At 71.2% G+C, this 23577-nt stretch carries 17 protein-coding genes and 1 pseudogene; 13 read left to right on the top strand and 5 right to left on the bottom strand.

What is annotated here, in order from left to right; translation table 11 throughout:
- The first annotated feature begins 119 nt into the window (after window positions 1-119).
- Both IG99_RS11985 and ppk2 read left to right on the top strand, forming a co-directional pair.
- Window positions 120-623, top strand: coding sequence for a flavodoxin domain-containing protein (locus tag IG99_RS11985; protein WP_037672697.1), 504 nt, complete (start codon window positions 120-122; stop codon window positions 621-623).
- A 105-nt stretch (window positions 624-728) separates the two neighbouring features.
- Window positions 729-1532, top strand: a complete 804-nt coding sequence (gene ppk2, locus IG99_RS11980) for a polyphosphate kinase 2 (protein ID WP_037672694.1) — start codon at window positions 729-731, stop codon at window positions 1530-1532.
- Window positions 1533-1572: 40 nt separating this feature from the next.
- Here the strand turns inward: ppk2 and IG99_RS11975 are convergent, their stop codons facing one another.
- A complete protein-coding gene (locus IG99_RS11975) occupies window positions 1573-3942 on the bottom strand; it encodes a glycoside hydrolase family 65 protein (protein ID WP_037672692.1) in 2370 nt (789 codons plus the stop codon).
- Window positions 3943-4088: 146 nt separating this feature from the next.
- Window positions 4089-5048 carry an alcohol dehydrogenase catalytic domain-containing protein gene (locus IG99_RS50235; protein WP_234311819.1) on the bottom strand — a complete coding sequence of 320 codons (960 nt, stop codon included), beginning with the start codon at window positions 5046-5048 and terminating at the stop codon, window positions 4089-4091.
- Window positions 5049-5452: 404 nt separating this feature from the next.
- On the opposite strand from IG99_RS50235, the gene IG99_RS11965 reads away from it, so the two are divergent.
- Complete coding sequence (locus IG99_RS11965; protein ID WP_037672689.1) at window positions 5453-7006, top strand: APC family permease; 1554 nt, start codon at window positions 5453-5455, stop codon at window positions 7004-7006.
- On the opposite strand, the gene IG99_RS11960 is transcribed toward IG99_RS11965, so the two are convergent.
- Window positions 6982-7428: a LysM peptidoglycan-binding domain-containing protein gene (locus IG99_RS11960; protein ID WP_078947664.1), complete on the bottom strand. Its 447-nt coding sequence runs from the start codon at window positions 7426-7428 to the stop codon at window positions 6982-6984. The genes IG99_RS11965 and IG99_RS11960 overlap by 25 nt on opposite strands.
- Before the next feature lie 225 nt (window positions 7429-7653).
- On the opposite strand from IG99_RS11960, the gene IG99_RS11955 reads away from it, so the two are divergent.
- Both IG99_RS11955 and IG99_RS11950 read left to right on the top strand, forming a co-directional pair.
- The gene (locus IG99_RS11955) at window positions 7654-9756 is read left to right on the top strand and encodes an endonuclease (RefSeq protein ID WP_234311818.1); all 2103 of its coding nucleotides are present in this window, start codon (window positions 7654-7656) and stop codon (window positions 9754-9756) included.
- A gap of 141 nt (window positions 9757-9897) precedes the next feature.
- On the top strand, window positions 9898-11925 hold the full coding sequence (locus IG99_RS11950; protein ID WP_078947663.1) for a right-handed parallel beta-helix repeat-containing protein: 2028 nt from the start codon (window positions 9898-9900) through the stop codon (window positions 11923-11925).
- Window positions 11926-11970: 45 nt separating this feature from the next.
- On the opposite strand, the gene IG99_RS11945 is transcribed toward IG99_RS11950, so the two are convergent.
- A complete protein-coding gene (locus IG99_RS11945) occupies window positions 11971-13227 on the bottom strand; it encodes an MFS transporter (protein WP_037672682.1) in 1257 nt (418 codons plus the stop codon).
- 287 nt (window positions 13228-13514) lie between these two features.
- Here IG99_RS11945 and IG99_RS11940 point away from each other — a divergent pair, with 287 nt between their 5' ends.
- The 8 genes and pseudogenes from IG99_RS11940 to IG99_RS11910 all read left to right on the top strand — a co-directional run bounded on the left by IG99_RS11940 (window position 13515) and on the right by IG99_RS11910 (window position 23322).
- Window positions 13515-14582, top strand: a complete 1068-nt coding sequence (locus IG99_RS11940) for a glycoside hydrolase family 5 protein (protein WP_037672680.1) — start codon at window positions 13515-13517, stop codon at window positions 14580-14582.
- A gap of 275 nt (window positions 14583-14857) precedes the next feature.
- Window positions 14858-15664: an SDR family oxidoreductase gene (locus tag IG99_RS11935; protein WP_234311817.1), complete on the top strand. Its 807-nt coding sequence runs from the start codon at window positions 14858-14860 to the stop codon at window positions 15662-15664.
- Between the two features lie 250 nt (window positions 15665-15914).
- The gene (locus tag IG99_RS11930; RefSeq protein WP_234311816.1) at window positions 15915-17825 is read left to right on the top strand and encodes a GDSL-type esterase/lipase family protein; all 1911 of its coding nucleotides are present in this window, start codon (window positions 15915-15917) and stop codon (window positions 17823-17825) included.
- A 168-nt stretch (window positions 17826-17993) separates the two neighbouring features.
- A complete protein-coding gene (locus tag IG99_RS11925; protein ID WP_051865217.1) occupies window positions 17994-18902 on the top strand; it encodes a DUF6424 family protein in 909 nt (302 codons plus the stop codon).
- A 25-nt stretch (window positions 18903-18927) separates the two neighbouring features.
- Entirely contained in the window at window positions 18928-20100 is a 1173-nt protein-coding gene (locus IG99_RS11920; protein ID WP_078947662.1) for a DUF2235 domain-containing protein, read from the top strand.
- A gap of 118 nt (window positions 20101-20218) precedes the next feature.
- Window positions 20219-21385, top strand: a pseudogene (locus IG99_RS11915) (bifunctional class I SAM-dependent methyltransferase/NUDIX hydrolase); the annotation flags it as partial.
- A 54-nt stretch (window positions 21386-21439) separates the two neighbouring features.
- Entirely contained in the window at window positions 21440-21913 is a 474-nt protein-coding gene (locus tag IG99_RS47545; protein WP_234311829.1) for a GNAT family N-acetyltransferase, read from the top strand.
- A 167-nt stretch (window positions 21914-22080) separates the two neighbouring features.
- A complete protein-coding gene (locus IG99_RS11910) occupies window positions 22081-23322 on the top strand; it encodes a phosphodiester glycosidase family protein (RefSeq protein WP_037672677.1) in 1242 nt (413 codons plus the stop codon).
- A gap of 3 nt (window positions 23323-23325) precedes the next feature.
- Here the strand turns inward: IG99_RS11910 and IG99_RS11905 are convergent, their stop codons facing one another.
- Complete coding sequence (locus IG99_RS11905) at window positions 23326-23520, bottom strand: hypothetical protein (protein WP_037672675.1); 195 nt, start codon at window positions 23518-23520, stop codon at window positions 23326-23328.
- Window positions 23521-23577: the final 57 nt, after the last annotated feature.

Below are 23577 nucleotides of genomic sequence, written 5' to 3'. Positions count from 1 at the left end.
CGCCGGACCGGCGGTCGGCCGATGGTGGAGAGAGGGGAGATGAAGCGGAGGCCGGCGCGCAGAGGCGTGCACGGGGGTCAGGCGGCCGACCCGGCAAGGTGTGAGGAGGTGCGCCGGTCATGGACGAGACGGTGCTGGTCACGTACGGATCGACGAACGGATCGACGGCCGAGATCGCCGAGCACGTCGGCGCGGTCCTGAGCAAGGAAGGGCTGACGGTCGACGTACGGCCCGCCGCGCAGGTCACCGACCTCGCACCGTACGGCGCGGTCGTGCTCGGCGGCGGGCTGTACGGGGGCCGCTGGCAGCGCGACGCCCGCCGCTTCGCACGGCGTCACGGCAGGGCCCTGGCGGAGCGGCCGGTGTGGCTGTTCAGCAGCGGCCCGCTGGACCCCTCGGCCTCCGAGCGGGAGATCCCACCGACGGGCGGGGTGCAACGCGTGGCGAACCGTGTCGACGCGCGGGGACACATCACGTTCGGCGGGCGCCTGGAGGGGGAGGTCAAGGGGCGCATCGCCCGGATGATCGTGAAATCCGGGAAGGGCGGCGACTTCCGCGACTTCGAGCAGATCTCCACCTGGGCGGCCACAGTGGCCCAGGACCTCCGGGGCCCGGGCACCTGACCCGCCACACCGCCGGCGGACACGCGGTCGGCCAGGGCGCGGCCGCCGGTCGGGCAGTACCGTGCTGACACGGGCTCCGACGACGTCGTGGAACAAGGAGGCGGCATGGCCGACAAGGATGGGGCGAAGCTGCCGCGGAAGACGTACGAGAGGGAACTGCTGCGTCTTCAGACGGAGTTGGTGAAGCTCCAGGAGTGGGTACGGGCGGAGGGCGCCCGGATGGTCGTGGTGTTCGAGGGGCGGGACGCGGCCGGCAAGGGCGGCACGATCAAGCGGGTCGCCGAGCACCTCAACCCCCGTGTCGCCCGGATCGCGGCGCTGCCGAAGCCGACCGAGCGACAACGCACCCAGTGGTACTTCCAGCGGTACATCGAGCACCTGCCCGCGGCGGGGGAGATCGTGCTGCTCGACCGGAGCTGGTACAACCGGGCCGGCGTCGAGCATGTGATGGGCTTCTGCACGAAGGAGGAGTACCAGCTCTTCCTGCGCCAGTGCCCGATCTTCGAACGCATGCTGGTCGAGGACGGGATCCTGCTGCGCAAGTACTGGTTCTCGGTGAGCGACACCGAGCAGCAGGAACGCTTCCGGCGCCGGCTGGAGGACCCCCTCAGACGCTGGAAGCTGTCGCCCATGGACCTGGAGTCCATCACCCACTGGGAGGCGTACTCGCGGGCCAAGGACGAGATGCTGGTGCACACCGACATCGCCGAGGCCCCCTGGTACGTCGTCGAGAGCGACGACAAGCGCCGGGCCCGGCTGAACATGATCGCGCACCTGCTGGACTCCGTGCCGTACCGCGAGGTACCGCCTCCCGTGCTCGACCTGCCGGAGCGGCCGGCCTCCACCGGCTACCAGCGCCCGCCACGGGATCTGCAGACCTACGTCCCCGACCACGCGGAGAGACTGTGACGCGCGCCCCGCGGCAGCACCGCGCAGCTCAGGTCGAGACTCACTCCGGCAGGGTCAGCCGCCAGGTCTCCCCGGGCCGTACCGACACCTCGCCGTCGGGGAGCCTGACCTCGACCGGCGGGAGGTCGGAGGGCGGTACGGCGATCTCGAGTCGCTCGCGCTCCATGCGCAACCGCACTCCCCAGTGACCCTGGTAGTGCAGGGCGAAGTGGTAGGACGACAGCTCGGGCAGCGGCGCGGGGTCCAGCCGTAGGGCGCCGTCCCGGGTCTCCAGGCCGGTCAGGCCGCGCTGCACCAGGTCGAGGGTGCCGGCCATGGCCCCCAGGTGGATGCCCTCGCCCGTGGTGCCGCCCTGCAGGTCGGCGATGTCGCCCCGCAGAGCCTCCTGGCAGAACGTCCACGCCTCGGTGCGCCGGGCCCGGGCGAGGACCCAGCCGTGCACGAGGCCGCTGAGGGTGGACCCGTGCGTGGTACGGCCGAGGTAGTAGTCGGCGGTGCGCCGCCAGGTGTCCTCGTCGAGCCGGTACCCCAGCCTGCGGAAGAGTCCCCGCAGCTCCGCCGGTGAGAAGAGGTGGCCGAGCATCAGCACGTCGGCCTGCTTGGACGCCTGGTAACGGTTGACGGTGTCGCCCTCGGCCTCCAGGATCCGGTCGAGGCGCCGGATGTCGCCGTACCGCTCGCGATAGCCGTCCCAGTCGAGCTCCTCCAGCCTGTCGTAGCCCTCGAACTGGCTGATGACCCCGGCGTGGAAAGGGACGTGGAGCGTGCGGGAGACGTCCTGCCACCGGTCGAGCTCGCCGTCGTCGAGTCCGGTGCGCTCGCAGAGCTCCCGGCGGCGCGGTCCGGGGAGGGCGTCGAGCAGGTCCAGGGTGCGGGCGATCACCCAGGCGGCCGTGACGTTGGTGTACGCGTTGTCGTCGATACCGGTTCCCACCGCCCCGGGGTAGGCCTCGTGGTATTCGTCGGGGCCGACGACCCCGCGGAGCCGGTGCCGTCCGAGCCGCTCGTCGTAGACGGCCGAGTCCGCCCAGAAGCGGGCGATCTGGAGCAGCATCTCGGCCCCCTCGGTGTGCAGGAACTCGGTGTCCCCGGCGGCCTCGCAGTACTGCCAGACGTTGTACGCGATCGCCGACCCGACGTGGTGCTGCAGGTGCGTGTGGTCCGGCAGCCAGCGTCCGGAACGCGGGTTGAGATGCACCCGCTGCGTCTCCTCGCGGCCGTCGCTGCCGCTCTGCCAGGGGTAGAGCGCACCGCGTCGGCCGACGTCGCGGGCGGCGGCCACGGCCGTGCCCAGGCGGCGGTGGCGATAGTGCAGCAGGGCGCGGGAGACCTCCGGGAAGTGCAGGTTGAGGTAGGGCAGGACGAACAGCTCGTCCCAGAAGACGTGCCCCCGGTAGGCCTCGCCGTGCAGTCCGCGCGCGGGGACGCCGACATCGAGGTCGGCGGTGTGCGGGGAGAGCGTCTGCAGGACGTGGAAGAGGTGCAGCCGCAGGATGCGGCCCGCCTCCCCGGGTACCTCCAGCTCAGCCCTGCGCCACAGCTGGTGCCAGGCGGTGCCGTGCGACGTGAGGAGGTCGTCGAAGCCCGGAGCGCGGCCCACGCGGTCGATGGCGGTGTCCAGGGGGTCGCTGATCGCCGGGTCGCGGGAGGTGTGCAGGGCGACCGTCTTGTCGACGGTGACGGTGCGGCCGGGCAGCAGGCGCAGCCGCAGTCGCTGCACGGCGCGCGGAGGGACGTGCTTGGAGGTGAGCAGCGCGTCGGTGGTGAGCCGGGCGGCCATGCCGACGCGGATGTCGGAGGTGCGGGTGCGGCAGCGCAGCCACACGGTGTCCGGGGTGGCGTCACCGGTGTGGACGTGGGTGAGGTGGCGGCCGTCCAGGTCGCGGTAGCGCGCCACGCCGGCGTTGGTCACACCGCCGTCGAGGGCCGCCTCCACGTCGAGGTCGCCCGACCAGTCCACCGCCGTGAACTCCGTGCGCAGGGCCACGAGGTGCGGGTCCGCCATGTGCACCAGCCGCCGCTGCCGTACCGCCAGCACGCGTCCCTCCCCGACGTCGTAGCGCGTACGGCGCTCGAGGAGCCCCGACGACAGGTGCAGCCCCATGTGGTGCTCCAGCACCGTCGCCGTGTCCGGGGTGAGCCAGCGCCGCCCCGGCAGGCGGAAGCGCAGCGGCAGCCAGTTCGGCAGGTTGACCATGTCCTCGTTCTCGACGAGCCGTCCGGCCACCCGCGAGGTCAGCCGGTTGTAGACACCGGCCGCGTACGTCCCCGGGTAGTGCACCTCGTCCGCGGCGCACTCGGGCAGCGCCCCGCGGGTCGCGAAACACCCGTTGCCCAGGGTGCACAGCGACTCCCTGAGCCGCTCCTGTCCGGCCTCGTACCCCTCGTACTCCCAGGTCAGCCCCGTCACCCGGTGCTCCTCGCGTCAGCAGTACACCCAGGTCGCCCGCGCCGGCCGTCGGCGCCGTGGCGCGGCGCTGTCCGCCGGGTACCCCCGACGGCCCTGGCCGAGCATGCGCCGGGAGGGACGTTCGGCCCTCCCGGCGCACGCCGGAGTCAGGGTTCGTTCACCGGCACCCGCCAGACCAGGGACGTACCGCCGTCGGCGGGGGTGGTCAGTTCCAGCGAACCGCCCAACTGCTCGGCGCGTTCGGCCATGTTGCGCAGACCGCTGCGGCGGCCGTCCGGCGGGATGCCCACGCCGTCGTCCACGACCGCCAGCCGCACCTCGCGGCCGTCGGTCCCCAGCGCCACCGCGGTGCGGCCGGCCCTGGCGTGCCGTGCCACGTTGCTCAGCGCCTCGCCGAGGACGGCGATCACATGGTCGGCGACGTCCTTCGGTACCTGAGTGTCCAGCAGCCCCTCCATCCGCACGCTCGGCGCGAATCCCGACCCGGGCGCCGTCTCCCCGACGACGCGCATCACCCGGGCCCGCAGGCCGGACCTGGCGGCGGTCTCGCGCGACCGCAGGCCGAAGATCGTCGACCTGATGATCTTGATGGTCTCGTCGAGCCGTGCGGTGAGGATCGCGGCGAGCCCGACGGGACCGGCTCCGACGACGGCGACGGTGTCTCCGGGCCGTACGTTCCCGTTGGTGACACCCACCTCGTAGGCGGTCGGGAAGATGTCGGCGAACAGTACGGCGTCGTGCTTCTCCACCCCGCCGGGCAGTCGATGCACGGAGAGGTCGGCGTGCGGTACGCGGACGTACTCGGCCTGGGTGCCGTCGATCAGGTGGCCCAGGATCCAGCCACCGCCGCCCCGGCACTGCCCGTACGCCCCGTCCTTGCAGAAGCGGCAGCGGCCGCAGGCGGTGATGCAGGAGATCAGGACCTCGTCGCCCGGCCGCACGGTGCGCACGTCGGCGCCGGTCTCGACGACCTGCCCGACCGCCTCGTGTCCCAGCACGGTGCCCGGGCGCGTCTCGGGCACGTCGCCCTTGAGGATGTGCAGGTCCGTCCCGCAGATGGTGACGGCGTCGACCCGCACGACGGCATCGGTCGGGTCCTTGATCACGGGATCGGGGACGTCCTCCCAGGCGGACTGTCCGGGGCCGTGGAAGACGGCCCTTCATGACGGTTCCTCCTTCCGTCTGCCCTCGGTCGGTCGGGAATCCCCCGCGGTTCCAGCGTGACCGCTCAGTCCGGTGACCGCTTGGGCCGGTCGGCCCGATGGCGCGGCGGACCTTCGGCGGGAGGCGCGCGTTCGGTCAGGGCCGAACGGCCCGTACGGACGGGGCCCCGCGGCCGGTCCCGCGGCCGGTCCCGCCCGGCGAAATGATGGTCAAAAGTTGTACATGAACGCTTGTAAGCCTTTGTGGGGCGGCGAATCATTGGCCGGATCCCACCCCCGTCCGATCCCACCCCGTCACATCCCACCCGATCCGATCCCACCCGATCCACGAGCACGCGGGAGCCCCGGTGGCCGCTGGCCAGATACTCTCCGAGCCGGCCGGCACGCCGGCCGCAGCCCACGCGGAGCGGCAGAAGCTGCGCAAGCACTTCGGCCGCTTCGACATCCTGTTCTTCCTGCTGTGCACCATCGTCGGTGTCGACACCATCGGCACCGTGGCCTCGTCCGGTGCCGAGGCGTTCACGTGGCTCATCGTGCTGGCGGTGGTGTTCTTCGTGCCGTCGGCACTGCTGACCGCCGAGCTCGGGGCCGCGTTCCCCGACGAGGGCGGCCCCTACATCTGGACCAGCCGGGCCTTCGGGCGGCTCGCGGGTGCCGTCAACAACTTCCTGTACTGGATCACCAATCCGGTGTGGCTCGGCGGCACCCTCTCCGTGTCCGCCGTCACGGCCTACACCACCTTCTTCAACGACGGGAAGGATCTGAGCACCCCGGCCTTCTACGTCTTCACCCTGGTGTTCGTCTGGGTGGGCGTGCTCGCCGCGATCCTCTCCTTCGACATCGGCAAGTGGATCCCGACCGTCGGCGCGTGGAGCCGCTTCGTCCTCCTCGGCCTGTTCACCGTCACGGTCGTGGTGTACGGCGTCCGGCACGGCCTGCACGGGTTCGGGCCCGGTGACTTCTCCCCCACCTACGCGGGCTTCGTCGGACTGGTGCCCGTGCTGATGTTCAACTACGTCGGTTTCGAGCTGCCCAACACCGCGGGCGACGAGATGACGGATGCCCAGAAGGACGTCCCGTTCGCCATCTTCCGCAGCGCCGCCCTCGCCGTCGTGCTGTACGCGCTGCCGATCCTCGGCATCCTGCTCGTCCTGCCGGTCAAGGCCGTCACCGGCCTCGGCGGATTCCTCGACGCGATCCGTCAGGTCTTCACCGTGTACGGCGGCCATGTCGCCGGCGACGGCACGGCCACGCTCAGCGGCGCGGGCAGCCTGCTCGGCGACTTCGCCGCGATCCTGTTCATCCTCACGGTGCTGTCCTCGGGCGTCACCTGGGTCATGGGCTCCGACCGCGCGCTGGCCGTCTCCGGATACGACGGCGCCGCGCCCCGGTTCCTCGGCGTCATCTCCAGCCGCTTCGGCACCCCGGTGCGCGTCAACGTCCTCAGCGGTGTCGTCTCCACCGTCGTGCTGGTGCTGGCACACGAACTGACCGACGGCAGCGCCGGGAAGCTCTTCGGCGCTGTCCTCGGCCTCGCCGTGTCCACCACCCTCGTCAGCTACTTGGGCATCTTCCCGGCGCTCGCCGTGCTGCGGCGCAGGGCCCCGGACGTCCCCCGGCCGTACCGGGCGCCCTTCCCCCGCACGATCAGCGTGGTGCTCACCCTGCTCGTGCTGTTCGCCGGCGTGCAACTGGTCGCTCCCGGGCTCGGCGACCACTGGTTCGGTTCCGCCTACGCCCCGGACGGCTGGAGTCACGACGAGCGCTGGACGTACCTGCTGACGGAGGCCGTTCCGCTCGTCGGGTTCATGCTCCTCGGCGTCCTGTTCTGGGCGCTGGGCAGGCCGACCCGCATGTCAACCGTGGCCGAGGAACCCTACGCGAAGATCTCGCTGGGGTAGGGGACATGGAGTTTGTTCCATGAGGTCTCGCCCGGCCAGCCGTCCGCGTCCGACCCCTTGAAGTTGAGCTTGCGCTGCCACATGGCGTAGGAATTGCGGTGCTCCGCGTTCCACTGGTACGAGGGGCCGGTGTGGCCGTACGCGGAACAACCCTCCTGCATCAGGCGAATTCCCATTTCGTGGATGATGGGGCTTTCCGGCAGCGTCTTGAACCACGCGGCCCCCGGGAAGGGAATGTCGTCGGAGTCGCCTGGCTTGACCTTGTCCTTCTTGACGATCAGCCGTTGGCCGATCTTGATGAAATTCGGGTCGCGGATTCCGTTCCACGCCTGGAGCTGTTCGACCGTCGTGTGGTAGCGCCGAGCGATGTCGTACAGCGTGTCACCTGTCTTGACCGTGTAGTACATGTCGTCTCTTTCCATGTTTTTATGGTAGGCGTGCCCGTCGCCATCTGCATGGTGAGAAAACCTGATTGACCAGGTGACATTTGAATCGGCCAACACTGTTCGGAGGCGTTCATGATTATGGGAGAACGCGTTTCTGAGGCAGGAACAGATTACGTTTCGCAGCTGGAGAAAGCCGGCGAGCGCTTCGAAAGCCGTACGGCTCGACGCGAGGAAACCCGGCGGACCATCGAGAGCCGGGGAGTGCTGTACGCCGACGACCCCGACCGTGTGGCGAAGCGGCTGGCGCGGCTCAACGCCGACTGGTCACTGGCCAGATCGATAGAACAGACCCCGACGGAGCCCGCCACGTCGACAGGCAGCACTCTCCCGCTGGCGCCGGAGACCTTCGGCGCCGATGTGCTCGGCCTGGAACGCCTGATGGGTCGTAACAACCTCACCGGAGTGGCGTTCCTCGAGGGCGGGTTCAGGGCGGCCCGGTCCATCGGGCGGGTGACCGTCGCGGGGCCGGCGGGTGGATTTCATGGGACCGGGTTCATGGTGTCCCCTTCCTTGCTGATGACCAACAACCATGTCCTGCGCAGCCCTGAGGAAGCGGGCCACGCCGTCGTCGAGTTCAACTTCCAGGCAGGGCTGGACGGACTGCCGCTCACCCCGGTGGCCTTCGCGCTCGAACCGCAGAGGTTCTTCGCGACCGACCGCGACCTGGACTTCAGCGTGGTCGCCGTGGCCGAGCGCAGCCAACAGGGCACACCGCTGGCCGACTTCGGCCGGCTGCCCCTGGACGGGGCGCAGGGGAAGGCCATCCTCGGCGAGTTCGTCAACATCGTTCAGCACCCCAACGGCGAGCCCAAGCAACTCGCACTGCGCGAGAACCAGATCATCGATCTGCTGGACCAGTTCATCCACTACGAGACCGACACCGCGCCGGGGTCGTCCGGATCCCCGGTCTTCAACGACCAGTGGGAGGTGGTCGCCCTGCACCACTCGGCGGTGCCGAAGACCGACGGCGACGGCCATCTCCTGGCCATCGACGGAACCGTCTGGCGGCGGGGGATGGACGAGCACCGGCTGGCGTGGAAGGCGAACGAAGGGGTGCGCATCAGCCGCGTCCTGGAGGCGCTGAGCCGACTCACCCTGACCGCGGGCCCGGCCCGGCTGCGGGACGAGCTGATCAAGCCTCCGACTCAGGGCGCACCGCGGCCGGACGAAGGCGTGCCGCGGCCGGACGAGGGCCTGCCACGGGCGACGCCGGCAGTCGGGCCGGAATCCAACGGCTTCCCGTCGAACGGTTCGGTACGGCTGGTCTCGCACGGCGCGGCGGGCACGACGCTGCCGCTGCGGATCACGGTCGACGTCGATGTGCCGACGTCCGCACCACCCGCCCCGGGGCACCCCGCGGCCGACGCGTCCTCGACCGGGACGACGGCAACCGCCCTCCCGCAGGCGGCGCAGGCCGACGGAAGGGCCACCGCCGACGCGGCGGACCGGGATCTGCACGCGGCCCTGCGCAACCTCCGACTCGGTGCGGAGCGCGTCTACTACGACCGGGACGCCGACCGCGCCGCACGCGACGCCTACTACGCGGGAATCGACGGCAGCGCGGACGGCGACACGCTACGACGCACGCTGACCGAGTTGTTGGAGCGGACCCATGAGCGCCGCCCCTCCTACAAGCCCGCGCGGCTGCTCTACCCGTGGGTCGACCTCCACCCCGACCGGCTGCTGCGCAGCGTCTACTCCGGGAAGACGTTCACCGCGGAGGAACTCATCCGCGCCGACGCCGCCACCGAGGCGGCCCGGCTGAGGGGCGTGCAGGAGTTCCTGCTGCGGGAGAGCACGGCGGGTCCGGCCGAGGTCAGCGAGGAACTGGGCGCCCTGGAGGCGTCCTTGCCCTACAACTGCGAGCACGTCGTCCCACAGTCCTGGTTCGACCACAAGGAACCCATGCGGGGTGACCTGCACCATCTGTTCGCGTGCGAACCGGAGTGCAACAGCTACCGCGGCAGCATCCCGTACATGGACTTCCCCGACTTCGACGAGGCCGTGAAGAAGGACTGCGGGATGCGGGAGCCGGGAGGGTTCGAACCCGAGCACAGCAGGGGCGCCGTCGCCAGGGCCACCCTGTACTTCCTGTTGCGCTACCCGAGACTCGTGGGTGACACGGCTGACGAGTTCCCCCAGGCGCGGCTGCCCGTGCTGCTGGACTGGCACGCGAACGAGGCGGTCGACGAGTACGAGTCGCATCGCAACGCCGCCATCGCCGAGCTACAGGGGAACCGCAACCCCTTGATAGATCACCCGGAGTGGGCCCGGCACATCGACTTCTCCGGTGTGTGGCCCTGAGCGGACGCGCCGGACGGCCCGCCGGTCCGACTTTGGTCTGCGACACGGCCACCCGAGGATGAGAACCGGGTCACCCATCGACCGATGACCGCCACCCGTGTGCGGCCCCAGTGTGGGGTCCGAGCACATCGAGGAGGCGGCATGGCGATCTTCCGTACGCGGACAAGGGCGGGCGCCGTCACACGGGTGGCGGCGGCGCTGGCGACGTCGGTGGTGATCGGGCTGTCCACGGCGGTCGTACCGTCCCCCGTTTCCGCCTCACCGATTCCGTCCCCTGCCTCCACGGCGACCCACTTGTACGTCGCGCCCTGGGGGCGGGACTCCTGGCCCGGCACCCTGGAGCGACCGTTCGCCACACCGGGGCGGGCGCAGCGGGCCGTGCGTGAGCGGACGCAGCGGATGACGGCGGACCTGGTGGTGAACCTGCGCGGCGGAACGTACACCTTGAAGGCACCGCTGCGGCTGTCGCAGGCCGCGGGCGACTCCGGCCGGGGCGGCCACCGGGTGATCTACCAGGCGTACGGCTACGGAACACCCCGGCAGGAGCGGGTGACCCTCAGCGGCGGCCGGCAGGTCTCCGGCTGGCGGCCGGACCGGCGGTTGAGGGGGTTCTGGCGGGCCGACGTGGGCGCGCTGGAGACCCGGCAGCTCTACGTCGACGGCCGGCGCGCCGCACGGCTCGCCGGGGAGGGGACGGGGTTCGACGGCACGCTGAAGGCGACGAGTACCGGGTACGTCACCACCAGCACGGCTCCTCGCGGTTGGCGCGGGCCCGCCGACATCGAGTTCGTCTACCGGTCCGGGTACGTCGAGGGCCGCTGCGGGGTCGCCGGCGTCTCCGGCCTGGGCCGCCGGACCGCCATCACCATGGACCAGCCGTGCTGGGACCTGGTCCAAGCCCTCTACGGCGACCCGGAGCTGCTGGAGACGCCGGTGAGTGTCGAGAACTCGCCCAGCTTCGCGCCCCGGCCCGGCGGCTGGTACCTCGACCGCTCCCGGCCCGGCCACCACGAACTGCTCTACTTCCCGCGGCCCGGCGAGGACATGAGCCGGGCCCGGGTGGTGGCTCCGGTCCTGGAGTCCCTGGTCACCGGGACCGGGCGGCCCGGCCGCCCGCTGCACGACATCGGCCTGCGTGGTCTGACCTTCGCGTACGCCACTTGGCTGGCGCCCAGCGAACCCGCGGGGTTCCCGGCCGCGTGGAGCATGTACCTGCGCCCCGGCCCGGGCGAGGACGCGCGACTGCTGACGGTGCCGGGCACGGTCGCCTTCCGTACCGCCGAACGGATCACCCTGGCGGGCAACCGCTTCACCCATCTCGGCGCGCAGGCGCTGGAGTTGTCCGCCGACAGCTCGTACAACGTCGTCGACGGGAATGTCGTCAGCGATGTCTCCGACGGCGGGATCCTGATGGGGGTGGTCCCGCCGGAGGAGAAGGGGACCAACCGCGGCAACCGGATCACCAACAACTGGATCCACCACATCGGCGCGGACTACCACGCGGCCTCGGGAATCTGGGACACCGCGACCCAGGAGACCACGATCGCGCACAACCAGGTCGACAACGTGCCCTACAGCGGCATCCTCTCCGGGCCCAGCGAGGACCTGAGGGGCGTGATGCGCCGTAACCGCATCCTCGGCAACCGGGTGTTCGCCACGAACCGGCTGCTGATGGACGGCGGCGGGATCTATCTGCGCGGCGAGCAGGGCACGTCGTACGCCGACGGGGCCGTCGTCGCCGGCAACGCGGTCACCTCCAGCAGGTACGGAATCTGGAACGTCGGGATCTACACCGACGACAGCACCAAGTGGGTCACCGTGGACCGCAACGCGGTCTACGACTACGTCGCTTCCATCGGCGGGTGCAGCGAGGAGTGGGGTGGCCGGCCCGTGCGACACGTGCGATACCGCGGCAACTTCTGGGACGACGCCGTGCCCGAGTGGCTGGAGCGGCGTGCGTTCCCCGGCGCCTGGCCCCCGGCCGACCGGCAGAACCCGGACGAGGGCTGCGGAGACCCGCACGACCTCGAGTTCACAGCCAACACCCTGTTGCCGCCGCGGCACCCCGGCCGCACCTGCGCCACCACTCCCACCTGCGCCGCGATCCTGTCGAACGCCGGTCCGCTCCCGCCGTACCGCCGACACCCGGGCATGCCGGCGACCCCCTGAAGCGCAGGCACGCACACGGTACGTCGGTGCGACCTGGCGGACCGCTCAGCGGCCCGCCGCGGTGGTCGGCGTCTGGGTACCGGTGGCGCCGAAGCGGACACCCTTCGCCTCCGTGCCGATCGCGCTGAGCACGATGACGACGACCAGGGTGGGCACGACGGTCCAGGCCATCGCCGAGGGGTAGCCGTGGTGTTCGGCGATGGTCTCCTGGAGGGGCAGGTTGAGGGCGGCGATCAGGTTGCCGAGCTGGTAGGTCACGCCCGGGTAGAAGCCCCGGACGGCGTCGGGGCTCATCTCGGTCAGGTGCGCGGGGATGACACCCCATGCGCCCTGGACGCACACCTGCATCAGGAAGGAGGAGAGCATCAGCCAGCCGACGGTGGTGGACAGGACGAAGAAGGGCACCACGACCAGGCCCGCTGCCGCCGCCACCATGATGGTCCGGCGCCGGCCCAGCCTCTCGGAGTAGGCGCCGAGCAGCACGCCGCCGATCATGGCACCGATGTTGTAGACCACGGCGATGGCGATCGCGGTGTTCGGCGACAGCTCCAGACCCTTCTTGATGAAGGTCGGGTAGATGTCCTGGGTGCCGTGCGACATCCAGTTGAAGGCGGTCATCAGGGCGACCAGGTACACGAACCGCCGCAGCACCGCCGGGTTCCTGAACACCTGGTGGGCGGGGGTGCGGTTGAGCCGGACGCTCTTCTCCCACACCTCGCTCTCCTCGACCCGGCTGCGCACCCACAGCGCGACCAGGGCCGGCACGAGACTGAAGGCGAACAGGCCGCGCCAGCCGAAGACGGGCTCGATGACGAAGAACGCGACGGCGGCCAGCAGATAGCCCAACGAGTAGCCGCTCTGCAGCAGTCCCGACCAGAAACCGCGCCGGGCGGCCGGGATCTTCTCCATGGCCAGTGCCGCGCCGAGCCCCCACTCCCCGCCCATGCCGATGCCGTACAGCAGGCGCAGCACCAGCAGGACGGTGTAGTTGGGGGCGAAGGCGCAGGCGAACCCGACGATCGAGTAGAAGACGACATCGACCATGAGCGGGACGCGGCGGCCGCGGCGGTCCGCCCACATGCCGAACACCAGGGCTCCGACCGGTCGCATCACCAGGGTGACGGTGGTGAGGAAGGCCATGTCGGTGAGGGACACGTGGAAGTCGTCGGCGATCTCGCTGTAGACGAGCACCACGAGGAAGTAGTCGAAGGCGTCCATCGCCCAGCCCAGGTAGGCGGCGACGAACGCGTTGCGCTGGTCCTTGGTGAGACCCGCGGCCTGCTCTCTGACCGTCTTCAGCATGCCAGTCCTCCCGAAGTCCGCGGGTGAGGCTAGGCGCGCGGGGCGGAGCGGACAACGTAGAGGTGGCAAAGCACGGCCCACGTTTGAACAAAAGCCGACAGCCTCCCACGTCCCTCCACGGCGAGGGCGGTTACTCAGGAGGACCTTGACGATCACTGTGACGGCTGCCACGATTCCGTCGCCCACCCCTGCAAACGCTTACTACCAGCATTTGCCACCAGCAGCACCTCAACACCGCGCAGGCTCCGCCACGCACCGAGCCGCCATCCCCACGAAAGGGCAAGCCGATGCGCACAGAACCCCACAGCAAGCACAGCAACCGCTTCACCCCACGGTTGCGGGCCACCTTCGTGGCCGTCGCGATCGCCGCGATCAGCGGCACCACCCTCGCCGGCAGTCCTGCCTCCGCCGCCGCGCCCAGCACGGACACCACCCAGTTCAAGGGCGTCAACTGGGCCGACCCGCGTGACAACTTCGCCGACGACCCGGTCGTGCTGTCGGGCCTGTCGCTCTCCGACACCTACGCGCAGACCTACACCAAGGCGAGCCGGATCATCTCGGCGTTCCGCGCGAACCTCGGCGCCAACACCGTCCGGCTGCCCATCAACCCGTACACCGTCAACGGCTCCTACTGGAAGTCCTACCGCGGGGTCATCGACGCGGCGACCGCCAAGGGCTTCAAGGTCATCGTGTCCTACTGGGAGGGCACGGGCGCGCAGAAGGACGGCTTCATCGACGACGAGGCCACCTACTGGCCGATGTGGAACACCGTCGTCAAGACGTACAAGAGCAACAAGAACGTCTACTTCGAGCCGATGAACGAGCCCCACGGGTACACCGACACGCAGTGGGCCGACATAGCCGCGAAGTGGCTCGACACCTACTCGTCCGTCCCGCGCAACCGCGTGTTCGTCAGCGGCGCCGGCTACAACGACCACGTCACCTCCGTGTGCGCCGACCCGCGACTGAAGGGCACGTACCTGTCCCTGCACCACTACGGGTTCTGGAAGGACTACGCCACCTACGACCAGTGGGTGGCCGACCTCAAGGTGCGCATCGGCGACTGCGCGAACCGGACGGTGGCCGACGAGTTCGGCGCCCCGATGACCACGGGCCTGAACTACGACAAGCCCGCTCCGGACAACAACTTCATCAACTACGTGCAGGCCGTCACCGACACCTTCCGCCAGCTGAAGATGGGGTCGGTGTACTGGCCGGGCCTGCGCACCGACGACACGTACTCGCTGCAGAAGCTGGTCGGCGACCCCTCCCGCCCCTGGCTGGCCACCACCAACCAGTCCGGCGCCGACCGACTCGCCTGGGCCTGGGGCCGCGGCAAGCCCGTGCAGCGCTGAGCCGGCCGGCCGTGCGCAGGGCCGGGGTTCGCGGACCGCGCCCCCGACCCGCGCACGGAGGCCCGGGCACGAACCGGGTGGTTGGCTTCCGCCGGGCACGGCACGCGTGGCGGGACGGTTCGGCGTGGCATGCGCAGGTATGCCCCGCCGTGGACACCCCGGCGAAAGGAATGCCGTGCAGTCCGAGCACGAACAGCCCGCACCGCAGGTCGTCTCCGAGCCCGACCCGCCCTACGACTCCGACAAGCAGAAGCGGCCGGGTCCTGGAGGCCGACATGCGCACCGCGCCGCACTACCGGGCGAGCCGGTACCGCGCCTGCGGAAAGCTGGAGGGCAAGGCCGCGCTGATCACCGGTGGTGACTCCGGCATCGGACGGGCGGTCGCCCTGCTGTACGCGCGCGAGGGCGCCGACGTCGCCGTCATCCATCTCCCGGACGAACAAGTGGACGCGGACCAGGTGCGGCGCGAGGTCGAGGAGCAGGGCCGGCGCTGCCTGCTGCTGCCGGGCGACCTCAAGGACGCCCAGTTCTGCCGCGAGGTGGTCGAGCGGACCGTGGCCGAACTCGGCGGCCTGAACGTCCTGGTGAGCAACGCCGCCTACCTCAACAGCAAGCTCGAGCTGGAGCAGCTGACGGCCGACGACTTCGACCGCACGTTCAAGACGAACGTCTACGCCTACTTCCACTTGCTCATGGCGGCCCTGCCCCACCTGAAGGCGGGGGACGCCGTCATCGCGACGGCGACGGAGGAAGCCCTCAAGGGCAGTACGACGATGATCGACTACGCGGCCTCCAAGGCCGCGCTGATCACCCTGACCAAGTCCTTCGCCGTGCACCTGGCCCAGCGGGGTGTCCGGGCCAACGTCGTCGCCCCCGGCCCGACCTGGACGCCGCTCAACGAGGCGGACCCGAACATGCCGCCGGACGGCCTGGCCCAGATCGGCAGCGAGGCACCCCTGGGCCGCGCGGCCCAACCGGAGGAGATCGCGCCGACGTACGTCTACCTCGCCTCCGACGCCGACTCCAGTTACACGGTCGGCGAGGTGATCGCCGTGACCGGCGGGATCGTCGACACTCGGTGAGACGGCGCGCGGGGCCCGTCGGCACCCGGCAGTGGCCCCGCGTCCGGCGAGATCCCTTGACGCCCGATCGTTTCGTTGCTTCTCTCGGAAGTCTGTACATGGGAGCGCTCCTACCCCCCTCCGAAAGGGATCCCCATGCAGACCACCCCCCCACACCTCCCCCACCACTAGGTCACGCCGCCCCGGACGCGCCCTCCCGGCCCTCCTGACAGCCGTTCTCCTCGCCTGCCTGCTGTCCTGGACGGGCGGCTTGCCCGCGCAAGAGGCCCGGGCCGCCCAGGCCGCGCCCGGGGACGGTTCGGTGTCGGATCCCGACATCGTGTACGTCGGACGGTGGGACACCAGCGCAGGGACCGCGGCAGTACCCTCCTGGACCGGTGCCTATTTCCAGACCGCCTTCACCGGAACCACCGTGAGGATCAAGGCCAGGGGCGCGGTCAACCTGTACGTGAGCATCGATGGCGGACCCGACGTGTTCCACGCGGGCGTGCGGGGCACCGTGAACCTCACCCCCCGGCCCCTCCCCGCGGGCACCCACACCCTGCGCGTCTCCTACCGCTCCGGGGACACCGTCTTCCAGGGCCTGGTGCTGGACCCCGGCGCGCGCACGGTCAATCCGCAGACACCCGCCCGGCTGGTCGAGTTCGTCGGCGACTCCATCACCGCGGGCGCCCTGACCGACCGGCTGGCGCTCGACTCGTACGCCTGGAAGACCGGTGAGCAACTGGGCGCGCGCCACACCCAGATCGCCCGCTCCGGCTACTGCCTCGTCGCGCAGTCCGGGTGCACGGGTCTGAGCAGCCAGTTCTTCAAGACGGCGAGCACGGGCAACCAGGGCTGGGACTTCTCCCGCTACCGGGCGGACGCGGTCGTCATCAACCTCGGTACCAACGACATCGGCCACGGCGTGACCGGCCCGGCCTTCCAGTCGGCGTACACCCGGTTCCTCACCGACCTGCGCGCCGCCTACCCGGACGCGCACCTCTTCGCGGTGCAGACCCTCAAGAAACGGTACGTCGCCGAGACCAGGGCGGCCGTCGACGCCCGCGCCGTCGCCGGTGACGGCAGGGTGCACCACGTCGACACCACCGGCTGGCTCACCGACGGCACCGACTACGAGGACGGCAACGGGCACCCCAACGAGGTCGGCCACACCAAGTTCGCGAACCGCCTCGCCGCTGTCGTCGGCGCCCGCCTCGATACGCCGGGCGCCACCAGGACAGTCGCGCCCGGTCAACCCGGCGACCCGAGCATCAAGTTCGTCGGTCGCTGGGACACCCGGAGCTCCCCGACCGCGTACACCCCCTACTGGGCGGGCGCGTACTACCGGGTCGGCTTCACCGGCCGGACCGTCAAGTTGAAGCAGCGGGGCACGATCGACTTCTGGGCCCGGATCGACAACGGGCCGGTGACCTTCCACGACGACGTCAAGGGGACGGTGAACCTGACCCCGTCGCCGCTGTCCGCCGGCAACCACACCCTCCAAGTCAACTACCAGGTGGTCGCCGGTTCCTACCGAGGTGACGCCGTCTTCCAGGGGCTGGTCCTCGACAGCGGCGCGACGACGTTCGCACCGCAGGCGCCCGGCAGGCTGGTCGAGTTCGTCGGCGACTCGATCACGGTGGGCACCACGACCTCGCAGAACGCCCGAACGGCCTACGACTGGTTGATCGGGGAACGGCTCGGCGCCGAGCACACGCAGATCGCCCAGGGCGGCGCCTGTCTGGTCGCCGCCGCGGACGGATGCGTGGGCCTGGAGCGGCAGTACGGCAAGCTCAACCCGAACGCGGCCACCCCCGACTGGGACTTCGCCTACCGGGCGGACGCGGTCGTCATCAACCTCGGCACCAACGACGTCGGGCACGGGGTGAGTGCCACGCAGTTCCAGGCGGCGTACACCAGTTTGCTGCGCAAGGTCCGCGCGGCTCATCCGCAGGCGTGGATCTTCGCGCTCAGGACCTTCCGCGGCCGGTACGTCCCGCAGACCGAGGCCGCGGTCCGGACGGTCGTCGAGGCCGGGGACTCGCGGGTCTCCTTCGTCGACACCACCGGGTGGCTGAGCGCCGGCGACCTCACGGACTCCGTGCACCCCAACGACCGGGGCCACCGCGTCATCGCCGACCGCCTGGCGCCGATCGTCGCGGCGGGGCTCGGTGCGTGAACGCACCGCGGGACGGCCCCGAGGGCCACGTGGTTTCGTCTTCACCTGTTGCGCCGTCAACCGCTTCTGGGGTCGCCTTCCCGTTCTCCGAGGAGCACGATGGGACCAGAGGCACCCGGCGCCGTGGGCCCGTCGCGAGGCCGCGCGGCCGGTGCGAGGAGGTCGGCCATGGCCCGCATCGCTTCCGCCATCAGATCCCGGATACCCGACACCATCCGGCTCGCCGGCACCCACGCCGGAAACCATCCGTGGAAGATCCAGCTCGTCGAGCATCCCAGGCGCAAGGAGTCGCCGTTCTTCCGGGCCGCGAAGACGACGACGAAGAAGATCCTCGACGAGATGAGCGACGACGACCTGCCCTACGGTCCCCGGCCCACCGGGTCGGAGAACTGGGAGATGCACCACGGCGGCAGCCTCTGGGTGAAGGGCCGCGACGGCTGGCGCATGTACCGGGCGAAGGCCGGCATCGAGTGGAGCATGCAGTTCTGCGCGGACCCCGAGAAGGTCGACCGGCTGCGCCGGCTCGCGGCCGAGCTCGTGGACGCCTTCCCGCTCACCCTGCCCGCGCTGGACGCGCTGGGCTACGAGGAGGCCCGCGATCTGCTGCGCACCCCGATCACGGACGCCGACGGCGTCGAGGCGTGGACGGACTCCCTGTTCAACTCGTGCGTGCCGCTGAGCCGAGGCGACCACCAGGGGATCCTGCCCAAGACCCCCGGCGAGCACCACTACCCCTGGCCGGTCAAAGGGGCCGACTACTTCCGTTACTCCGACTTCACGTTGTGGGTGACCCTGCCCGACGGCACCCACGGCGCCGTCGCCCCCGTGGGCCGGCGTGGCTCCGGCGACGGACGCGTCCGCCTGCTCCACGTACCGGAGAACAGCAAGGCGGCGACCACGCTGGCCGAGGCGGCGGAACTGCGGGAGATGGCCGTGCTCCCGCCCGACAGCCGTGCCGCGCTGGAGGCGTTCCAGCTGCAGATCGCCGACGGACAGCGTGACGCGTCCGGCCCGCTCGTCGCCGAGGGCACGCGGCACAACGGCGGACGCCGGCACGGCAGACGGCGTCAGGCGTAGGGCCTGTCCGACGCGAGGAGCGACCATGGCACGCAAGATCGTCATCTGCCTGGACGGTACCGGCAACCAGGTCGGCGCCGGCCACCCGACCAATGTGGTCCGGCTCTACGAGATGCTGCGCGCGGACGACCCCGCCCAGCAACTCCTGTACTACGACCCCGGCGTGGGCACCATGTCGGCGGCGACCGCGCGCGGTCCGGCCGGCCGCTGGTTCTCCCGCATGTCCGGACTCGCGTTCGGAACCGGCATGAAGACCAATCTCGCCGAGGCCTACACCTTCCTGATGGGCCACTGGCAGCCGGGCGACGAGGTGTACGTCTTCGGCTTCAGCCGCGGCGCCTACACCGCCCGCGCCCTGGTGGGCATGCTGAACAAGCCCGGTCTGATGCGGCCCGGTTCGGAGAACCTGGTTCCGTACGCCGTCGCCAAGTACGCCTTCAACCAGGACGTCGACACCGGCATGAAGGAGATGGCGCGCTTCTCGCACGCCTTCTGCCGGCGCATGGACGACGAGCCGCTGTGGAGGGTGGTGAAGGACAACGCGGAGGCGGCCGGAACAGCGAGACAGGTCTCGCACTACGCCCTTCCCGTCGCCTACCTCGGCGTCTGGGACACTGTGAAGTTCGCGGGCGTCCTGCGCCCGGGCGGCCTTCGCTGGCCCTACACCCACGAGCTGCCCAACGCCGCCCGCATCCGCCACGCCGTCTCCCTCGACGAGAAGCGCCGCCCCTACCGCGAGTACCAGGTGACACCGCGTCCGGCGGTCCTCCAGGACACCGCGCAGGAGGTCTGGTTCGCCGGGGTGCACTCCGACGTCGGCGGCACCTTCGCGCACGCCGACGACGAGCCGCTGCTCTCCACCATCACCCTCAAGTGGGTCACCGACGGCATCTGCGACGACCTGCTGTTCCGCCCCGGCGCCTACGCCGAGGCCTGCGCGCTCGACGATGCGTTCGCCGACGCCCCCGTGCACGACAACGGACCGTTCTGGATCCTGGTGGGCCGCCGCTCCCGTCCGGTGCCGGAGGGCGCGCGGGTGCACGCGAGCGTACGGCTCCGGCGGCAGAACGACCCCGCCTACCACCCCGGCATGCCGGAGCCCCGGCAGTGGGCCGACCCCGACTGGACCCAGCCCCGACAGGACCAGGCCGCCGCCGACGCGGGGCAGTTGGGCGGGCAGGCGACACTGGCCGGCTGAGCGGACTCGGCAAACTGAGCGGACTGAGCGGGCGAACAACCGAAGAGCGCGGCATCCCCTCCGCCCAGGGGCGATCATGGGCCGTTGACACACACGGCCCCGCCCCGGAGGTATCACCATGCCGCAGCCCCTCCATCCGGACGCCCCGGAGTCCGTCAACTCCGGTGCCTGGGAGGCCTACGGGACACACCATCTGAGGCGGGGCACGGTCCTGGCCGAGGCGGAACGGATCGACTGGGGCGTCCCGGACACCGGGCCCGACGCCGGCATCCTCGGCGAACTGTCGGGCCGCCGGGTCCTCGACCTGGGCTGCGGCACGGCCCGGCACGCCGCCCACCTCGTCCGCGCCCACGGCGCCCGGGTGGACGCGGTGGACGCCTCGCCGAGCCAGTTCGAACGAGCCCGGGCACGGTACGGCTCGCTGCCCGGGCTGCACCTCGTCCGGGCCGACGCGGTCGCGCACCTGAGGACGGCGGCGCCGTACGACGTGATCTACTCCGTCAACGGCGTCCCGTTCATCGATCCCCGCCGTCTGCTGCCCGCCCTCGCCACCGCGCTGACGCCCGGCGGGACGCTGTGCTTCTCCGCGCTGCACACCAGCTCGCGCGGCGACGGGCCGTCCTCCGAGGTGCTGTCCCGGCCCGAGGTCCTGCGCTTCGCCGGGGGCGGCGACACCGCCGTGCACATGTGGGTGCTCGCCCCGGAGCTGTGGGAGGAGCTGCTCGCCGAACACGGGCTGCGGCTCGACGACGTGCACGCGGTGGACTCCCCGGAGCCCGGCAACCACGCCTCCTACCGCGTCTTCCGGGCCCGCCGCCCCGCCCGCGTCGCCTCCCGGCCCCGCACCTCCCTGCCTCCCCAGGCGCACGCGACCCTCGGTGTGGCACCCATCCTGTACGGCCCCCGCGGCCTGCTCCTGGGCCGCCACCGGCGGGGCACCTGGGAACTGCCCGGCGGGAAGGCGGAGCCCGGTGAGACGCTCCAGGAGACGGTCGTGCGTGAGCTGCGCGAGGAGACCGGGCTGCGGGCCGAGCCGTCCGACGTACGCCTGCTGGGGACGCTCCTCGACCACGTCGACGACGTCGTCCGGGTGACCGTGGCCGCCGAGGTCACCGACTGGCGCGGCGAGCCGGCCGACCAGCCCGGGGAGAGCGTCGGTGACTGGCGCTGGTACCCCCTGGAGCAGCTCCCGCCCGCCCTGTTCGTGTGCAGCGCCCAGGCCCTCACCGCCTGGCGTCCCGACCTCCCGATCGACCACGCGCCCGCGCACTTCACGCCGTACGCGGAGGCGCCGCCCTCCGCCCCGACACCACGGGTGCGGCCCCGCACGACGGACGACATGGCCGACTGCGTCGCCGTCCTCGCGGCGGTCCACGAGGACGACGGTTATCCGATGGACTGGCCCGCCCGGCCCGCCGACTGGCTCACGCCCCGCTCGCTGCTGTCCGCGTGGGTGGCGGAGCTGGACGGGCGGGTCGTCGGGCATGTGGTGCTGTCGCACAGCGAGGAGGGCGACGTGGCGCCCGGCCTGTGGAGCGCCCGCCGGCCGGGCGCCGGGGCGGCCGCCGTGGTCAACCGGCTGTTCGTCTCCCCCGCCGCGCGCGGGCGCGGCATCGGGGCGGCGCTGATGGAACGGGCGGCGCGTGAGGCGTCCGCGCGGGGCCTGCATCCGGTGCTGGACGTCGTCGCGACCGACACCGCGGCGACGGCGCTCTACGAGCGGCTGGGGTGGGAGCTGCTGGACGTGGTCGAACAGCTCTGGGGCCCCGAACGGGCGGTCTCCCTCCGCTGTTACGCGGCGCCCTCCCGGTAGAAGCAGGCCCGCCGCTGAGGGCCGATCAGCTCAGCGGCGCCCACGCCTATTTCGATCGGTTTTCACCCGTTCTTGTGCAGTCCGCCGCGCTGTCGTCCCGTCGAGACTCGTCCTCTGATGCACTTCCTCCGAGTCCTGCGGCAGGTGACGAGACCTCAGGGGGAGCGGTGACGCGTTGTCAAGAACGACTCGGAGCGGGCAGAACGGGCAGGGCGGTCCTCACCGTGCTCACGGCCCTCGGCACGCTGGCCGGTGCGGCCCTGGTGGGCGCGGGACCGGCCGGCGCCGCGCGGAGCGGCACCCTGATCGCGCCCGGCGTGGTCTACCGGCAGCTCGACATCCAGGGGAGCAAGGGTCCGACGCGCGCCCATGTGCTGAGCGTCGACCTGACCGACTCCAGGGTGCGTCTGGGTCTGCTGTACCCGGGGAAGGTGGCCGCCCGGGCCACCGTCTCGCGGCTGGCGGACACCCAGCAGGCGCTCGGCGGCGTCAACGGCGACTTCTTCAACATCTCCGAGACCCAGCACCCCGGCGTCGAGGCGACCGGCGCGAGCGTGGGCCCGGCGATCGCGGACGGCCACGTGCTGAAGGCGGCCGTGCCGAAGGGCCAGCGCTTCGGACCAGCGCTGCCGTCGGGCGCCACCACCCGGGATGTGCTGGGCGTCGGCACCGATCACCGCGCCCGCCTGGACCGGCTGACCCTCGACGGATCGGTCACCACGCCGGAAGGTGAGTTCGCGCTCGGCGGGCTCAACCAGTACGCGCTGCCCGTGGGTTCCGTCGGCGCGTTCACCACGGAGTGGGGCAGCGCCTCCCGGGTGCGTGCCACGTGCGGCACGGACGGCGACCGGGGCGCGCCGTGCAGCACCGACACCTTCGAAGTGACGGTCAGGGACGGCCGGGTGGTGTCCACCGCCGACAGCCCCGGCGGCGGCGCCATCGCCGCCGGGACCACCGTGCTCGTCGGCCGGGAGGCGGGCGCCCAGCGGCTGCGCAAGTTCTTCGCCGGGGAGTCGGTGCGGGTGCGGCACCAGCTCGTGGCGACGTCGGCGTCGTACAGCTTCGCCATCGGCGGGTTCCCGGTCCTGCGGGGCGGCCGGCCGCTGCCCGGTCTCGACGCGTCGGCCGCGGCCGTGCGCACCGCCGTGGGCATCACCGAGGGCGGCCGGGGCGTGCTGCTGTTCGCGCTGGACGGGGCGCCCGAGTACCGCAGCGGTCTGACGGTCGCCGAAGTGGCGGACGCCCTGCGCGACCTGGGCGCGGTCGACGCCTTCAACCTGGACGGCGGGGGCTCCACGACGTTGGTCACCCGCTCCTCGGGCGCCGGTACGGTCTCGGTGCGCAACCATCCCTCCGGCGGCGCGGAGCGCCCGGTCGCGAACGGCATCGGGGTCTTCGCCGCCGGGTGACCCTCACGGCCGCAGACTGCTCACGATGTCGGCGGTCGCGGTGATGCCGCTGTGGATGGTGGGAGCGACGCTGGTGCTCGCGAGGTAGAAGCCGAGCAGCAGACAGACCAGGGCGTGGGAGATCTTCAGCCCACCGTTGCGCAGGAAGATCACCGCCAGGACAGCGAGCAGCAGCACCACAGAGATGGAAACGGCCATCGTCAACCTCCTCCGCCACGTCCGCTTCGCGGCGTTCGGCCGCAAGTGTGGCGTAGC

The sequence above is a fragment of the Streptomyces griseus subsp. griseus genome (assembly GCF_000720255.1).
Taxonomy (GTDB): Bacteria; Actinomycetota; Actinomycetes; order Streptomycetales; family Streptomycetaceae; genus Streptomyces; species Streptomyces griseus_I.
Note: the sequence above shows the minus strand (reverse complement) of the source record. Positions and strands in the feature narration are given on the sequence as shown.

Bases quoted from the DNA above. Each gene is read 5' to 3' on its own strand.
- IG99_RS11985 (WP_037672697.1), top strand. From the start codon at position 120: ATGGACGAGACGGTGCTGGTCACGTACGGATCGACGAACGGATCGACG.
- ppk2 (WP_037672694.1), top strand. From the start codon at position 729: ATGGCCGACAAGGATGGGGCGAAGCTGCCGCGGAAGACGTACGAGAGG.
- IG99_RS11960 (WP_078947664.1), bottom strand. From the start codon at position 7,428: ATGGAAAGAGACGACATGTACTACACGGTCAAGACAGGTGACACGCTG.
- IG99_RS11950 (WP_078947663.1), top strand. From the start codon at position 9,898: ATGGCGATCTTCCGTACGCGGACAAGGGCGGGCGCCGTCACACGGGTG.
- IG99_RS11945 (WP_037672682.1), bottom strand. From the start codon at position 13,227: ATGCTGAAGACGGTCAGAGAGCAGGCCGCGGGTCTCACCAAGGACCAG.
- IG99_RS11940 (WP_037672680.1), top strand. From the start codon at position 13,515: ATGCGCACAGAACCCCACAGCAAGCACAGCAACCGCTTCACCCCACGG.
- IG99_RS11935 (WP_234311817.1), top strand. From the start codon at position 14,858: ATGCGCACCGCGCCGCACTACCGGGCGAGCCGGTACCGCGCCTGCGGA.
- IG99_RS11925 (WP_051865217.1), top strand. From the start codon at position 17,994: ATGGCCCGCATCGCTTCCGCCATCAGATCCCGGATACCCGACACCATC.
- IG99_RS11920 (WP_078947662.1), top strand. From the start codon at position 18,928: ATGGCACGCAAGATCGTCATCTGCCTGGACGGTACCGGCAACCAGGTC.
- IG99_RS47545 (WP_234311829.1), top strand. From the start codon at position 21,440: ATGGCCGACTGCGTCGCCGTCCTCGCGGCGGTCCACGAGGACGACGGT.
- IG99_RS11905 (WP_037672675.1), bottom strand. From the start codon at position 23,520: ATGGCCGTTTCCATCTCTGTGGTGCTGCTGCTCGCTGTCCTGGCGGTG.